The sequence below is a fragment of the Deltaproteobacteria bacterium genome (genome assembly GCA_016180855.1).
Classification (GTDB): Bacteria; UBA10199; UBA10199; order JACPAL01; family JACPAL01; genus JACPAL01.
This window is the reverse complement of sequence record JACPAL010000006.1, coordinates 13,314-27,942: the sequence shown is the minus strand read 5'-3', so window position 1 is coordinate 27,942 and position 14,629 is coordinate 13,314. Positions and strand designations below refer to the sequence as shown.

The window sequence follows — 14,629 nt, the reverse complement described above, 5'->3', positions numbered from 1 at the left end:
TTATGAGTCAGCCACTGCCGTAACGGGATAAAACTGGATGTTGAGCTGAACCACCTCTTCCGGGACCTCACATTGGGAAACCATCTTGAGGATCTCCCGACGAAAACCGCGGATCTTCTCTTTGAGTTCAGGCAATTGTCCCTTAGAAACACCGAGTGTCATCGCGCTGGTATCCCGGTGATGAAGCGAAAGTAGGTCCATGACCTCCTTCGAAAGATCCAGCAATGATTTGTGATAGTTGTGAACGACTAAAGAGGTCAGTTCAGGTCCTGTCGATATCATAGGGCTCGTCTGTTTCCAGCCCTGAGACCCTGTTTTTTCAATCATGCCCAACTGATGCAAAAGCTCTATCGATTTAGCGGCCTGATGGGGAGTAATTTTGGGAAAAATCCGCTTTGCAATCCATTCCGGTGTACCATCAAAATCTTTTGAGATAACCAATTCACGCACAACCGGATGGTACCAGGCGGAGTAATAGTCATAGTGTTGTTTCTCGATCGGTTTGAGCTCATTTAATTTTCTCGATTGAAGGAGCAACCCGTAGTAGTAGTTTTTATCCTCATGAGTCTCCGACTGGTTGAAAAAAACAAGATTTCTGAAGAATTCCTGCTCCTGTTTGTTGAGCTTAAGTCCCGCCATGAATTTTTTGAGGGATTCTTCCGTCAAATTTCTCTTCGCCTGGATAACCAGCATCATAAAGTTGCTTGATTTAAATCCGGCCTGTTTCGCAAACGCTCGAAACGAAAATCCCCTCCTCTTTTTTGATTCCTGATACCAATCCCTAAGATACTGACGGTAATCCCGATACTGGAACAGATTGATTTTTGATTCCTGTCTCATTGTACTGAGCAACCCCCCTCGGCGTTCTGAATGCCCTGAAAATACCTCATCCCCAATTTGTCATCGTGGCTTAAGCCAACGTGGCAGATCTGATTTACCGTTATGTCCAGGAGCTCAGAGGCGGTAACGCCCGAAAGACTAGCATTCGTGGAGCTCCAGTCGATGGTTCCTGAAAGGCTTGTGGCAGGAATTGTAAAACTAACCGTCTTGTTTGCATTATCTTCAGAGCCAACCCGGAATCCAAAATAGCCACCCCCACTTGCGACAAGAAAATCAAGGTCTGTTTGTGTCGCCTCGACCCAGCCGTTCGATTGTTTTTTCATCCATTGGTAACCGATGCCGGAAAGGGTGCAGCTTTCCGTGCAGGAAGCAGACTTTTTAATCAGTTTTAAAAAGGGAAAGATACGGCCTGTTGGCGCCGTAATCTCTGTTAAGGAAGGGGTTTGGACATCTGTAAAGGTCAGTGTTTCACCACCGATTTTGTATTGAATCTCCCCGTCAGGAAGTTCGGAGGAACTGGTCAGATTAGGACCAAATCCTTTGTGGTTGCCAAAGTTGTTTGTTGTCACTGCGCTGGTGGGTGTGTTGGCCGGAATACTTCCTCCCTCGGAGGTTGTTACATCGGAACCGACAAAGGTTGCCGAACCGGTGTCGAGACTTGAAAAAATGGAGGGGTAGGCAACATAGACCCCCGTGCCGGTATAGGTTGCTGTTGTGACAGAACTATCCAGGAATTGATCAACGAGATCAGTGACCGAAACCGTCTGGTTGTTTTTTTTCATATCGTAGCGGATATGAAAATCGAGCATGAAGTTTTTATTGGAATTCCCACAATCGATCTCCCCATCCCCATCGATATCGGGGTTGCTATAACGACGTGTTAGATCATCCTGTTCCCCGAACTGCTCGGCCCGATCTGCGTCCAGCCCTAAACCGGATAAAAGGTCCGAGTGGTCCTTGCTGGAGGTGGCGGTCCCGTTCGTTGGATCGATACCGATGTTCTCCAGGTCAAGATCGTTTGATGTACTTGTTGGTACAAGGGTATCTAACGTTCTGGAATAGAAGCGCCCTAGAAACATGCTCCGGCCCCGTGCATTCCTGTTGAAGAAGTAAAAGAACCATGGCTTGCCCTTCGTCAGACTAATCTCAAAATGCCCTGACGATTCGACCGAATTGGTTCGACAACCGGTCCCCCCTGTGGCTGGATTGACAGCCATCACATCGGTAATGGTGCCTGAGGTGGCAACCTCTTTATCCACGAGTAATTCCGGAGTATCCAGGTTTAGTACCGAGAGTTTGGAAAACTGGCCTGATACCGTGATGGTATTGCCGGAACCACCGGTCGTTCCCCCTCCGGAGGAGTCCACGTCAGAGTCATCATTGTCGTCATTGGATCCTTCACTCGAACCAGTCTCAGTGCCACCTGTTGTACCGCGTGTGGTGCTTCCTGAACTGCCTGAGCTTCCCGAACTGGTAGAGCTGTCATTGCCCCCTCCTGGTCCGGAGCTGAGACAGGCGATCATCGGAAAAAGGATTATTAGAAGGAGTGCTATTTTATTTCTGATAGTGAGTCTCATGGGTCCCCCTTATGTGAAGCCGATTATAAGAATATATCAAAATGACTTCAACGATTAAATGTATTTTATGTATTCATTTGAACACAATGATTAAAATAAGTATTTGTATTTAATATATTTTTATAAATTTTATTATAATAATATATATATATGTACACAAACAAAGTGGACAACTCATCCCCTCTCTGATCGATAAAGGAGCCAAGATGGATTTTTTTGCAATCGAGGGTCTTCTGTCCGGGTTTGCCGTTCTTGGGTCATTGGGGTTAGCGAGCGGACTGAAAAAAGTGGTGAATGGGATTTCAAACCGCTTTGAAACGGTTTTGGCCGAAGAGCCGGATCGGTACATCTCTACCCAAGGAGAGATATTTCATTTGCGCCGGGGAGGAGGGACGCTTGAATTCATCAAAGATCCCTTTGTCCCGACGGACAGAAGGTTTAATGAATTTATGGCATCCTCCGATGGCAGGAGATTTATTGAGCATCAGAAACATTTTCTTGCCCGATATCATCTGGGTGACTCCGTGAGAATCCTCTATGGAGGAGGGGCAGAACAGATCATTCGTCTGAAGACCGGCCATATTGTCATCATTCCCCATGGCAGCCCGCATGCCTTTTCACAGCTTCATGAGTTAGGCCATTGTCTCCCCAGGGGATATTTCAAGATTTCAGACGATGTCCGAAATTTCTTTCACCGCCAAGGGAAAATAAGGTTGATGGGGGCCATGGGTGTTTTTTCGTTAGCCAACGTCTACTACTGTCGAATCGATGCGGCCACTGATGCCTCCTCTCCCTGGTTACTCGGATCCCTCCTCACGCTTGTTTATAGCCCTATCTTGTACGAAGAGATCCGGGCCAGTTCTTTTGCCTTACTCCATCTGGCAAGACTGGGGACAGGCAAAGAACTCCTTTTGGCTTCTCTCACCGCCCTTGTTTCGCTGACCTCTTATTTAACTCCGGGTCTCACGGTTGTCGCGGCCGGCTATTTTGGAGAGGCGCTCTCGGCTAACAGTAGAGGTGCCTAGACTTTCCCCTTTGAGAATAATGGCAAAACTGACTATAGGGAGATCTCATGAATCGGACAAAAATTATTTGTACCGTCGGGCCGAGCGTTGATTCCGATAAAAAAATTGCCGAGCTGGTGAGAAGCGGGATGTCGGTCGCCCGGATCAATTGTTCGCATGGTGACCTCCAGAGCCGCCTTCGACACCTCAAGAGAATTCGTAAGATCGAAAAGAGATTAAAGCAATCGATCGGGATCATGCTCGACCTGCAGGGACCCAAGCTTCGTGTCGGTGACCTCCCGAATCCCTATATCCTGAACGCCAAGGAGACATGGCAGTTGGCTTATGACAAGGGGCCCGATGAAAAGCAGAATATCATCCCGATCCCATTTCAAGGGCTCCCGAAGGCGGTTGTCGTGGGGCAAAAAATCTATATGGATGATGGATTGATCCAAACCGAGGTGATTCGCAAAGAGGGGCAGAGCGTTTGGGTCCGGGTCGTTTATGGTGGTGTTTTGGAGTCGCGCAAGGGGATTAATATTCCGCACTACCGGGGAAAACTCCCCATCTTAAGAAAAAAAGACCGGATCGATTTGGCGTGGGGTTTACGCCATAAAGTTGATTTTATCGCCCTTTCGTTTGTTCGGAAGCCTCAGGACATCCGTGATTTGAAGAAGGTTATTGCGCAAAGCAAGACTCGGTCACTGCCGCTGGTCATTGCCAAGATCGAAAAACCGGAGGCCGTTGAGCAGATGGAGGGGATTATTGAAGAGAGCGATGGGATCCTGATTGCGCGTGGCGACTTGGGGATCGAGCTTCCCTCCGAACGTGTTCCGGTGGTTCAGAAACAGCTGATTGAATCGTGTCGTGTCAGAAAAAAGCCGGTCATTGTTGCGACTCAGATGCTTGATTCGATGCGCTCAAGTCCGGTGCCGACTCGTGCCGAGGCGAGCGATGTCGCCAGCGCTATCTACGCCGGGGTTGATGCCGCCCTGCTAACCGGTGAAACTTCCAGTGGGAAATATCCGGTTGAGGCCTGTGCGATGATGCAGAAGATCATTCTCGAGGTTGAACAACATATGATCCAAAAGACCTTTCGCAAGACTCCCGCCGATTTTGGCGTCACGACACTTGAAGAGGCCTTTATGTTCAATGCGATGCAGACTGCCGATGATATCGGTGCGCGGGCGATTGTGCTTTCAACACGGCAGGGGACCCTCACTAAAGTGATCTCGAAGATGCATCCCAAACAGCCGATCTTCTCGCTGGCCGCGACCCCAACCGCCTATCGTCAGCTGAATCTTTACTGGGGGGTTTTTCCAATCAATATGACCCACGGGAAGGCCGATCGCCGGATTGTCGCGGGACTTTCGATCTTGAAGAAAAAGGGAACGGTCCAAAAAGGGGACCGGCTGATCTTCCTCTACCGGGAACATCTTCGGGGGCATCGGAATATCACTTTGAATCTCAAAATTGTGACAGTGGAATGAAGTTTCCCGCGGCAAGATGGAAGGGTTTGCTGGCGACTGAATGCCTCCTCCATTGCCAAAAATATGTCCCTCAAAGTTTCCGAGGGGAGTTCGAAAAATAATCAAACCATTTACCCGCTGACTTCATGGACCGGTAAACGGAATTTCCAGCGAAAGGAGGGATCGCAGATCCCCTTCCGTTTTTTGGATAGAGCCTGTGAGTGTGAGGATCTCATCGCGGGGGTACCGCGAGTACCACTGTAATCGGCCAAAGAGACCATAGCCCAAATTTGTGGAATAAGGCTCAAAGGTGGTAAAAGGTCCGACAGAATAACGGGTTCGCTCCCCTTCGACAGTCACCGAGGTATCAAGGGTAAGGGTCAGAGCGCCCGGATTCATCACAACCGGTTCGATCGTGATCGGGTCAAATGAGGGGAGGGGACGCAAAAATTCATATCCGTTCAACATACCGATCCGGGCCCCCAGTGTCTCCCCCTGGAGATTGACGTAGTTGCCGCTCTGGAGACGTATCCCGAACTTGTTTCCCAAGGATTCGACAAATGTCAGCCCCACATATTGATCCCAACTGATCTGCGGTGTGAAATCTCCCAGGTGAAGCTGAATCGGGGCGGCCCGACCGGCATACCGCATCGTCCCAATGAAGTCTTGATCATAAAAATAAAACCCAAAATTGAGGGCGTGTTGGCTGAGGAAAAAGGTACGCCAGGTCTCCTTCGGTTTCGGAACATACCTCTCCCCGATACTTCCAAAACCGGCATCAACACCTCCCCCCAGCTGACCGTCGAGTTCGGTAATAGTCCCTCTCAGATGGGGTATGAAACGACCATGAGCGACCTCTCGAGCAACACCCGATACCGCTGTTTGTGTGATCTCAAGCCCCTCAAGGGCGACATGATTCGCCAGCTCCCAAAAGGTATGAGGCTTCGGTTCCTTGGAGATCTCTTCCTCTGACGGTTTTTCCAGCTGGTAGGCCCTCTCCAAAATCTGGGAGAGATCCTCTCCCTGTTGCCATCCGACATGGAGCGGCGTCGCCTGCGCCAACAACCTCTCGACATACCGATCCAGATCCCTTCCAGCCGGCGAATCTTTCGGCACAACGGTCAGATCTTCCTCATCACGGAGGGAAGGGCTGTCCAGATTATGATTGCCGAAGGCGTAGTAACGGGAGTTCCCATAGAGCTTCGTGTGAAAGCGCTCCGGCAGGATGTAGATCTTCACGCCGGCCCGTAACAACCCTTCCAGTCGTGGATCCCGGATCCAGTCGTAGATATTCGCGATACTGCCGACAACCCATCGAACCTCCTTCCCATTGCGGGCAGCGAGTTTCATCCCCTCGATCATCTCTTCGGTCGGGATAAACGAGTTTACGAAGGTTACCTCTTTTGATTTCGGATCCTCCAGTAGACGAAACAAAACATTCAGGCAGTTCTGATCCTGGTAACTATGATGAGGAATAAACCGGACCGGTGTCGATTCGACCGATCCGGAGGAGGAACGATACAGATTGGGCGAAAGAAGACGTTTCCGCTCTTCAGCACTGACCGGCCTTCCACCGCTTGATTCAAAATCATCGAGAAATCTTTCGTGGATTGTTCGAACGATCGGCCCCTCTACCGTAAAACTCAGGTCATGAAGTCCCCCTTTCTCGATTCCCCCTAGCCACTCAACAAGGTTGACACCTTCGGAGGGAGGGATCCGCTCGTCAAACGATCCACTGGAAAAATGACGCCCTCCTCCATAGGCAACAGCCCGTCCTCCGTTATCGGCAATCGTAAATTTCGTATGGTGTCGTGTGACGATCCCCCAGAACGGCTCATCATGGTCGATATGATGATCGACCGGAATCGTTACATAGTCGACTCCCATTCCTTTTAATGAGTCAACAAACTGTTGGGGCGCCCAGGTAAAGCTGGGGTTTGAGGCAAAAGCGACATCACCGAGCAACCCATCCATCATCATTCGAATCTGAGGTCCCTGTTTTTGGGGGTCCGGACGGGCCTTCTCGAGCAAATGCCTTCGGAGCTCCCTGCCATGCGCATCATCCTGGATATTTGAGGCGTTCCGGATCGAGAGGAACGTCTTGGCATGATCGATCATCGCTAGTAAGGCTTCAAAGGCCTCTTCTCCCTTAAAATAGAATTGAAAGTTATTTCCCGTCTCCCAACGGGAGTCTGTCAAACCGTCCCAGAGAAACGTTTCTAGATCAAAATCGGGATGGTCCACCTGCCGACGGAATTTTTCAAAAGATTCAACCAGAGACCTCCCCTCCAGATCCAGATTCGCCTCCCAAGAGAGTCGTTTGATACCATGATGAAGATAGGCCTCTTCGTTTCTGACAGGCCGACTGTAAACGGCAACGATCGGGACTCCCGCCTCAAATTTGAGCCGTTTCAGTTTCTCGAGCTGTGCCTCTCCAAATCCCTGGTGGTCCCGATGAAAACCGCTATACCGAGTATCATTATACAAGACCGGCAGATTCAGCGATTCAAGATCCTTCACGACCTTTTCATAGGTTGAGGCGGTGTTGATCGTATTCACAAGAAGGATCGGTTGATAGCCCTGTTTACGTATTGACTGGACAATCCCCTTCACCTCCTTGAACCCTCCCCGTCGCCAGAGATCATCGAGGTCGATCGCCACAACGGCCTGTTCCGGACGAAGACGGTACAGTTTTCCGGTCATGGTGGCATGACCATGTCTGTTAGAGCGAAGTCGATGTGTGATGTTGATGACGGAGTCGCCTGAATCTGATTGATAATAGAGTGTGGCATACCCTTCGGCATCGGTCGTCGCTGTCCCGATCTTTACCGATGAGCCGTCCCTTTTTCGGATAAAAAAATCGACCTCAAGGCCATCCAGTTTTGTCGTTGAAAATTGGTGATGATAGGTTTCATCGAGACTCACCTTGACCCTCAGAGGGACGGGGTGATTCCAGGTGGCAACCTGATGAAACGGTGTGAACCGCAGCGGTTTGAATTTCTGTGCCTGGTTGCGTTTTGTTACTTTTCCGTCGGAACGTCCCACCAACCGAAATTCGGATTGGCCGGGAACTTCTTGATTCCTTTCACGGGGAACAGTGGGGACGGTTTTGTCGGGCCAATGCCGTGCGTTATCAGAGGAGGCCACAGGCAATGAAATCGATCGTCCCATGCCCCCTAATCGAACAAGATCTGAAATGGTTGTCATGGGAACCAGCACAACGTCCGAACCGGCTTTCAAAGGGATTTTTGTAACAACTTCGCTGGAGGGGAGTGCGAGAAGGGGTGACAGAAGGAGAGATCATGGTTACCTCTATTGTTCCGTCGGTGTTTCGTTGGGGTGGGGCGGCAGCGGTGCTTGCACTCGCGTGCCAGACTCGTACCAGGGAACCGGAGGAATCTGAGGAGGACAGGCTCAAGCTTGGGACCTGTCTCGATAACTTCGCCAAGGCCGAACTAAACCATGAGCCGGGCCAACCCCCCTACTATGCGACCAGTTACTGCTTTAGCGAGCTTAATACGGCCCAATTCCTGAGGTTCCTCTCCCGGGCAGACCTAGATCCGGACCCGAGAAACGCCGCGATGAAGAAAAACGCGGCGATCGAGAAATATGCCCAGCTCCACAACACCCCCTTGTTCGACTGGCAAACAGAAATGGTCCCTCTGCTCGAAGGGCTCGCGGAATGGGCGATTGATAAGAAGACAATTTCGCCTTTTCCCGGGGAAGATATTGATCACCACCTGAATCGTCCAAAGGTTGTCCTTGTTCTCGATCAAACCCGGCTCTACCGTGAGGAGACCTATGAGCGGGTGATGGACGCCTACCTGGAACCGAGACTTGATACCCTCTTGTCCAGCGAAGTTTCCTTTTACGCACGGCAGTATCCGTATCTGTCAAGTGGAAATCGCTTGATCCGACGGTACGCGGAGGCGATGCAACAGGCTGGAAGGTTTGATTGGCCGATGGTGGTGGCACTGAACCGGGCGTTGCTCGAGTATGATAGTCCCGGATATGACGGGGATACCGACAGGATGAATATTTTTCTGATCCGCTCTTACCTGGAGCCACGCATGGATACCATGACTCCGGCCAAATTTCTGTGGCATGCGGCACTGGTGCGGTGGACGGCGCACTACAACCTGCTACTCCTGGATTATGCAGAGAACCTGAAGAAATCAGACCGGTATGATTGGGAGACGGTTAAGTTACTCACGACAAACCTCCGCGAGGTCGACGCCTTAAGTTACCCGTGGGATTCAAAATCCTTAAATGATCAATTCATCGTGGATCATGCCAAAGTCCATTCTGGAACCCTGTCAACGGATCAATTTCTGGGGCAGGCCCGAGGCATCAAAGATCCGATCTCATTTAATTGGTGCGTCGTTTCCTTTGCCCTGTCGGAGAGGGGACGGCTTAACGAGGATGACCGATCCAGACTTCTTGCCGCACTCCGTGAACCGCCCTCCTACATGGGCCTTCAATTCAGCCGTTCGACTGTAGCCACCCAGATCGAGACGATCTTCACAGAAAAATAAGTACCGGTTGGAGTCCTGGGGCCACTAACGCGCGCAACGAAACCCATCGACGCCGTAGCGGTAAGACGGATAGTCGTAGTCGCGATTGGCCGCCCGCGCGTCCCTCGCATCGTCGTCGAAGGAACCGCCGCGAACTTCTGACTTCTGATCCTCCGGTTTAGTCACCGGATTACTCGGATCTTTTGCACAATCACGCACTCTGCTATAAAACTCAGGATCATATTGATCCGAAGTCAATTCCCAAAGATTCCCTTCGATATCACCAACGCCATATCTGTTACGGCGCCTTTCTGCCTCTGGACCACAGACAGGAGCGGGACTGTTGTTGCTATTTTTATCAGTGACGGCATTGGGAGTCGCTCCACCCGTGTCAGAGACGTACTCCAATTGTGCCGCGGTTGCCAAAGTGGCGCCGATTGCTACACAATAATCCATTGCCTCTTGCCACTTCAGGCCCTGCACCGGGTATGTGTCTCCTCCACGATTGATTCTGTTAGCCGAAAAATCGACAGTCGGAATCTCTATCTTGGGTTGGCGCTTGAGGGGGGTATCAGAGTTACATTGTAACTGGCCAGCAATTTGTTGGGCACGCTTCTGCAAAGCACTTTCGGACTCACCCATCTTGACCTCCAAAAAAAATGTGTCAGGAGTGGTCCCTTTACAACCCGACAAAACGGCTCCAAGCACTTTTCCCGCTGTTTCATTCAAATCTCTAACTTCCCCAATGGAAACCTCGTGTTGCTGAATTTCAAAATCGGAAATGATGACACTTCTTAGATGTTGTTCATCTGATAAAGGAGTAGCTCCGGGCGAGCCCAGTTGAAAAGGGCCTCCTTCGATCTTCACAAATGGGTTTGTGCATGTGCATTCATTCGCCGGTTTTGTCTCTGCCATAAATTCCTCCAATTCTTTTTTGTAAAAAAATCTCCCGCTTCAAATCGGTGGGATCAACCATTTCCCCTTCACAATTCGGCAACTGCGGAATTGTGGTAAAGCTATCGCCAAAATTCCGTCAGTTGACATTCTCATAAAATTATTCTCAACCGGAAAGGTCGGTTCGTTACCAAGAAAACCTTACTGAGGGCAATTATGTGTTCTCTAGAGAGAACAGTGCGTAAGAAGTGACCTGCCCCGTTTTGTAATTTGCGTCCCTTCCTAGAGGGTTTTCGAACTGCGTGCAAGGAATTTACGCCGCTTTCAATCGCTTGACCCCATCCGCTATTAAAAGGCGCATAAGGACCTGATAAGGGACACCTCTCTTGTCAGCGAGTGATTTAAGTTCATCGAGCAATTCTTCTTCAAGCGCAACACTGGTTGGCTTACGCTGGCTGCCTTTCAAGCGGCTCATGCCTGCAATGATTTCCTTGGGGTCAAAATCAATGCGGTTATAGCTTTTGGATTGTTTTGCGTATTTCTTCATAACGTCTCCTTTCGTTACGATTGGCGATTCGCGAACTAATCGGGCGTACCCGTCCATCTCGTAAGGTAAAAACGATGGAAAGCATTCGACCCTCCTGAGAGGGACCAACAACGCACAGTCTTTCCTCATCAACGGCCGGTGAAACCTGCCTGCCAATGGGAACCGCCATTTTGAGGGTTAAGACAGACTCAACCTCCTCGGTCGTTACCCCATGCTTGACAACACTCTTGGTGGAGTTGCCCTGATCCCACTGAAATTCAAAGTTCTCGGCTTGAAGATACCAATAAGCCAACCAGAGGGTGAATTTAAACTTTGCCATTTATAGCAATACAGTACACTATACTATTAAGAATGGCAAGGGCTACTCAGTGTGAGGGGTGAAGAGGATCTTCGAAACAGGGTCGTTTTTTCGGTGCCATCTGGGTGCCAACGACTATCGTTTGACCGGTCTAAGGCGGAAAATCTGGCACTATATGGTCATGGCCATGCCTCGAAAAATCAAATACTTAAGAAATATCAACGACCTATCACTGTGTCCCCAACTAGAGGGTTTTCGAACCGCCTGTCGGGAAATGGCGATGGCGGCATGAGGCCTTTTATTTGAGTTGAATAGAAAGCTTCTTACCCGTCGCAGCAGCAAATTTCGCCAGGGCATCAATACTCACATTGGCGTTACTCATCAGCCTTTGTACCTGAGAGACACTACTTTTCATTCGCTTGGCAAGCTGGCGGATCGTTAATCGTTGCTGTTTGACGATCCTCCGGACCATCTGGCCGATCACAATTTCGGCGCGGGCCTTTTCAAACTCCCGCCGAAATTCAGGGTCTTTTAATTCTTCCCTGAGGTGGTCGTTAAAACTCGATCCTCGGTGTGGATTGGTTTTGCTCATCGTATTACCCTCCCATATTTACGTAATTCTCTAATCTCCTTTTGGCGAGTTCAATCTCACCCTTCGGAGTCTCTTGCGATTTCTTCATAAAGGCGCTTAGCAGGACAACCTCTCCTTCATGGAACGCATACAAAATCCGATGGCGTCCTGACCGAACCTCGAAAAGATTCTTGTGTCCCACCAGTTTTTTCCCATGAGGCATTTCAAGTTTACCTGTCATTCCCAGTACGGAGAGACACCCCTCGATTTTAGCCCGCTCTTTCGCGGGCAACTCTTGAATGTAATCACGTGCCGGTTCGTCCCCTCGTGCGGTTCGGAAATACCGAATCTCAAGCATCGCTACAGAAGTGTGCCCTTATAATGGTACGAAGTCAATTTAATATTATCTGTATGGGGTCAAGGCTTGACCCCATAGGTATATTTGAAAAGAAAGCAACTCATTTTTAGCTGTGACGAGAATGGCTACAATCAATAGGAGACGTTTGTCATGGCAAATACCTGCGACAGCAAACTTGAGCGTGCTTGGGACTATTTAAGAGATCATTTCGGTCTTTATGGCCTACCTAATGATAAGTACATGATGCTCCCATGGTGCCCTGATAAGATCGCAGTCAAAAAGGATGGGATTTCAATCCAACGAGCGGAACCACGTAAGAGTGGTGGGATTGATATTCTTGATGTCTACATCAAGTGTCAAAAAGACTCCTGTGATATTATCGCCAGAGGCGTTCCAATAAAAAGCATTACGGTAAAATCACTGCGAGAAGCTCAATTGTGGTTAAGCCAACAAGGTGAGTAGGGGGTCAAGGCTTGACATATGACATGCGGCGGCCCCGTTTTGCAACTTGCGTCCCCAACGGGATTCATCCTTCCCCCGGCGCTTTGCGCCTCCTCCAGGATCCGGCCGCCCTTGCTGCCGTTCGGCCCGGAGTAAGCCGGGCCTCACTTTTCTGCCGTTGGCAGCGCTTCGGGTCGGCTTCTCATCCCGCATCGAGATCGAAAAAAATTGGCTCAAACCACGAGGGTCCGAGCCAATCCCGACTTTGACACTTCCCGATGACCGACCGAGGTCAAGTGCCTGAAAAATCTCAGGGTCAGTTTTGGTTTTGCGAAAAGTGTAGTGAACAATCTTCAAGCGGGCGCTTATTTCCCTGTGATTTTCTGGTTTTCTTGTGGTAGACCTTCGGTCTATGTTCATCAAGACGACCATCAATTCATCAGGACAGTCGTACTATCATCTGGTTGAGTCTTATCGTGACAATGGAGTGGTCCGTCATCGCACGCTTCTCTCGTTAGGCAAGGCCGGAGAGGATCGCATGGACGATGTGATCGCGGCCATCGCCAAGCACAAGGAGATTTTCACCGTCCTGGAGCTGGCCAAAACAATCTCCATCGATGAGACTTTCATTTTGGGACCCTTGCTCGTTCTGGACCGCTTGTTTGAAAAGAGCGGCATTCGTTCGGTTCTCGCCGATGTTTCCAGCAAACATCCCAAGCTCGGTTTTGATCTGCACAAATTGGTTTTCACGATGATCGCCTCGCGCTTTGTGAAACCGGGGTCGAAGTTGAAGGTCTTCGAGCACTGGCAGAAGAGGTTTTATCCGGAAATGATCGAGCAGGAGATGGGCCTCCATCAACTCTATCGTGCTCTGGATGTCCTGGCGGAGCACAAGGAAGAGATCGAAAAGAATCTGTACTGGCATGACCGCAATCTTTTGAACGCCCAGGTGGATGTTGTTCTCTATGATCTGACGACGCTTCGTTTTGAAAGCACCCGCGTGGACATCGGGACGCTCAGACGATTTGGGTACAGCAAGGAGCGGAGGAGCGACTGCACTCAAGTCGTCCTGGGACTTTTGGTGGCCCCCGACGGAACTCCCTTGGGCTTTGAGGTGTATCCGGGGAATACGTTCGAGGGGAAGACGGTCGCCGACATTGTGAAAAAGATGCGCGAGAAGTTTAATGTACGGCGATTTATCTTCGTAGGAGATCGGGGCCTCTTCTCAAAAAAGAACCTGAAGTCTCTGCGCGGTGAGGACAAGGAAAATCAGGGTGAGTTCATTGTCGGGATGAAGCTCGGCGTATTCCGTGACCGGCATGCGGAGTTCTATGACTTTGCCCGCTACACGAAGATCAATGATAATCTGGCTGTTTATGAAACGACCCATGAGGGAGACCGGTGTATCATCACCTGGTCTAAAGCCCGCGCGGAACGGGACCGGAAGGCACGGGAGGACGTCTTGGCCAAGATCCAAAAGAAGCTTGAGAAGAAAAAGATCACGGCCAAGGTCTTTGTGACCAACACGACGTATCAGCGTTATGTCGTGGGCTTGAATGACGGCAAGGGCTTCCGGCTGAATGAGAAGGCTATCGCCGAGGATGCTCTGCGTGACGGTTACTTCGGCGTCCTGACGAACGTCACCGACATGAAGGCCGAAGAGATCGTGTCCAACTACAAAACGCTGTGGATCATCGAGGACGCCTTCGGCGAGATCAAGGGAACGCTCAAAGCGCGACCCGTCTTTCATTGGACGGATCAGAGGATCATCGGCCATTTGACACTCTGCTTTCTCGCTTATCTTTGTGAAGCCTTGATGACAAAGTGTTTGAGAGAAAAGAATCTCATGTTGGAGAGTCCGGCCGTCAAGGAGGACATCGTCAAACCAAGAGCGCTGACGGTCGTCGAAGCGATGCGCGAACTTCGGGAAGTGCGCGCCATACCGGTCAACGTGAAATCACAAACGATGTGGGTTCGGACCGACATCGCCGGGAATGCCCAAAAACTCTTTGCGGCGATCGGACTCAAGGCCCCTCCCAGACTGCTCCGCCTTACGGAAAATCAGAAATGTAGTGGCACAAGCCCGAAGCTCGCTTCTAACCTATCGGTATAAAAT

General features: G+C 50.2%; 13 protein-coding genes. 5 read left to right on the top strand and 8 right to left on the bottom strand.

Features of this window, described 5'->3' with window-relative positions:
• Together HYT77_03615 and HYT77_03610 are read right to left on the bottom strand one after the other, a co-directional pair.
• Complete coding sequence (locus tag HYT77_03615) at window positions 1-840, bottom strand: TIGR02147 family protein (protein ID MBI2067080.1); 840 nt, start codon at window positions 838-840, stop codon at window positions 1-3.
• Window positions 837-2,417 (bottom strand): hypothetical protein, encoded by a 1,581-nt coding sequence (locus tag HYT77_03610; protein MBI2067079.1) that lies wholly within the window; start codon window positions 2,415-2,417, stop codon window positions 837-839. The genes HYT77_03615 and HYT77_03610 overlap by 4 nt, the downstream gene beginning before the upstream one ends.
• A 206-nt stretch (window positions 2,418-2,623) precedes the next feature.
• Here HYT77_03610 and HYT77_03605 point away from each other — a divergent pair, with 206 nt between their 5' ends.
• Together HYT77_03605 and pyk are read left to right on the top strand one after the other, a co-directional pair.
• A complete protein-coding gene (locus HYT77_03605) occupies window positions 2,624-3,442 on the top strand; it encodes a hypothetical protein (protein ID MBI2067078.1) in 819 nt (272 codons plus the stop codon).
• A 47-nt stretch (window positions 3,443-3,489) separates the two neighbouring features.
• Complete coding sequence (gene pyk, locus HYT77_03600) at window positions 3,490-4,911, top strand: pyruvate kinase (GenBank protein ID MBI2067077.1); 1,422 nt, start codon at window positions 3,490-3,492, stop codon at window positions 4,909-4,911.
• 123 nt (window positions 4,912-5,034) lie between these two features.
• On the opposite strand, the gene HYT77_03595 is transcribed toward pyk, so the two are convergent.
• Window positions 5,035-8,097 (bottom strand): phosphatidylserine/phosphatidylglycerophosphate/cardiolipin synthase family protein, encoded by a 3,063-nt coding sequence (locus HYT77_03595; GenBank protein MBI2067076.1) that lies wholly within the window; start codon window positions 8,095-8,097, stop codon window positions 5,035-5,037.
• Between the two features lie 95 nt (window positions 8,098-8,192).
• Here HYT77_03595 and HYT77_03590 point away from each other — a divergent pair, with 95 nt between their 5' ends.
• Window positions 8,193-9,425 carry a hypothetical protein gene (locus HYT77_03590; protein ID MBI2067075.1) on the top strand — a complete coding sequence of 411 codons (1,233 nt, stop codon included), beginning with the start codon at window positions 8,193-8,195 and terminating at the stop codon, window positions 9,423-9,425.
• A 24-nt stretch (window positions 9,426-9,449) separates the two neighbouring features.
• Here HYT77_03590 and HYT77_03585 read toward each other — a convergent pair whose 3' ends face one another.
• From HYT77_03585 to HYT77_03565, 5 genes are all read right to left on the bottom strand, one after another.
• Entirely contained in the window at window positions 9,450-10,319 is an 870-nt protein-coding gene (locus tag HYT77_03585) for an SUMF1/EgtB/PvdO family nonheme iron enzyme (GenBank protein ID MBI2067074.1), read from the bottom strand.
• A 292-nt stretch (window positions 10,320-10,611) separates the two neighbouring features.
• Window positions 10,612-10,845, bottom strand: coding sequence for a ribbon-helix-helix protein, CopG family (locus HYT77_03580; protein ID MBI2067073.1), 234 nt, complete (start codon window positions 10,843-10,845; stop codon window positions 10,612-10,614).
• Entirely contained in the window at window positions 10,811-11,164 is a 354-nt protein-coding gene (locus HYT77_03575; protein MBI2067072.1) for a BrnT family toxin, read from the bottom strand. The genes HYT77_03580 and HYT77_03575 overlap by 35 nt, the downstream gene beginning before the upstream one ends.
• Window positions 11,165-11,441: 277 nt before the next feature.
• A complete protein-coding gene (locus HYT77_03570; GenBank protein ID MBI2067071.1) occupies window positions 11,442-11,735 on the bottom strand; it encodes a helix-turn-helix transcriptional regulator in 294 nt (97 codons plus the stop codon).
• 4 nt (window positions 11,736-11,739) lie between these two features.
• Complete coding sequence (locus tag HYT77_03565; protein ID MBI2067070.1) at window positions 11,740-12,072, bottom strand: type II toxin-antitoxin system RelE/ParE family toxin; 333 nt, start codon at window positions 12,070-12,072, stop codon at window positions 11,740-11,742.
• A 150-nt stretch (window positions 12,073-12,222) separates the two neighbouring features.
• Here HYT77_03565 and HYT77_03560 point away from each other — a divergent pair, with 150 nt between their 5' ends.
• Together HYT77_03560 and HYT77_03555 are read left to right on the top strand one after the other, a co-directional pair.
• The gene (locus HYT77_03560) at window positions 12,223-12,534 is read left to right on the top strand and encodes a hypothetical protein (protein ID MBI2067069.1); all 312 of its coding nucleotides are present in this window, start codon (window positions 12,223-12,225) and stop codon (window positions 12,532-12,534) included.
• Window positions 12,535-12,925: 391 nt separating this feature from the next.
• Window positions 12,926-14,626 (top strand): IS1634 family transposase, encoded by a 1,701-nt coding sequence (locus HYT77_03555; protein ID MBI2067068.1) that lies wholly within the window; start codon window positions 12,926-12,928, stop codon window positions 14,624-14,626.
• The last annotated feature ends 3 nt before the right edge of the window (window positions 14,627-14,629 follow it).

Coding starts and splice junctions, on each gene's coding strand:
- HYT77_03555 (MBI2067068.1), top strand. CDS start 12,926: ATGTTCATCAAGACGACCATCAATTCATCAGGACAGTCGTACTATCAT.
- HYT77_03570 (MBI2067071.1), bottom strand. CDS start 11,735: ATGAGCAAAACCAATCCACACCGAGGATCGAGTTTTAACGACCACCTC.
- HYT77_03610 (MBI2067079.1), bottom strand. CDS start 2,417: ATGAGACTCACTATCAGAAATAAAATAGCACTCCTTCTAATAATCCTT.
- HYT77_03575 (MBI2067072.1), bottom strand. CDS start 11,164: ATGGCAAAGTTTAAATTCACCCTCTGGTTGGCTTATTGGTATCTTCAA.
- HYT77_03615 (MBI2067080.1), bottom strand. CDS start 840: ATGAGACAGGAATCAAAAATCAATCTGTTCCAGTATCGGGATTACCGT.
- HYT77_03580 (MBI2067073.1), bottom strand. CDS start 10,845: ATGAAGAAATACGCAAAACAATCCAAAAGCTATAACCGCATTGATTTT.
- HYT77_03590 (MBI2067075.1), top strand. CDS start 8,193: ATGGTTACCTCTATTGTTCCGTCGGTGTTTCGTTGGGGTGGGGCGGCA.
- HYT77_03560 (MBI2067069.1), top strand. CDS start 12,223: ATGGCAAATACCTGCGACAGCAAACTTGAGCGTGCTTGGGACTATTTA.
- HYT77_03595 (MBI2067076.1), bottom strand. CDS start 8,097: ATGACAACCATTTCAGATCTTGTTCGATTAGGGGGCATGGGACGATCG.
- pyk (MBI2067077.1), top strand. CDS start 3,490: ATGAATCGGACAAAAATTATTTGTACCGTCGGGCCGAGCGTTGATTCC.
- HYT77_03565 (MBI2067070.1), bottom strand. CDS start 12,072: ATGCTTGAGATTCGGTATTTCCGAACCGCACGAGGGGACGAACCGGCA.
- HYT77_03585 (MBI2067074.1), bottom strand. CDS start 10,319: ATGGCAGAGACAAAACCGGCGAATGAATGCACATGCACAAACCCATTT.
- HYT77_03605 (MBI2067078.1), top strand. CDS start 2,624: ATGGATTTTTTTGCAATCGAGGGTCTTCTGTCCGGGTTTGCCGTTCTT.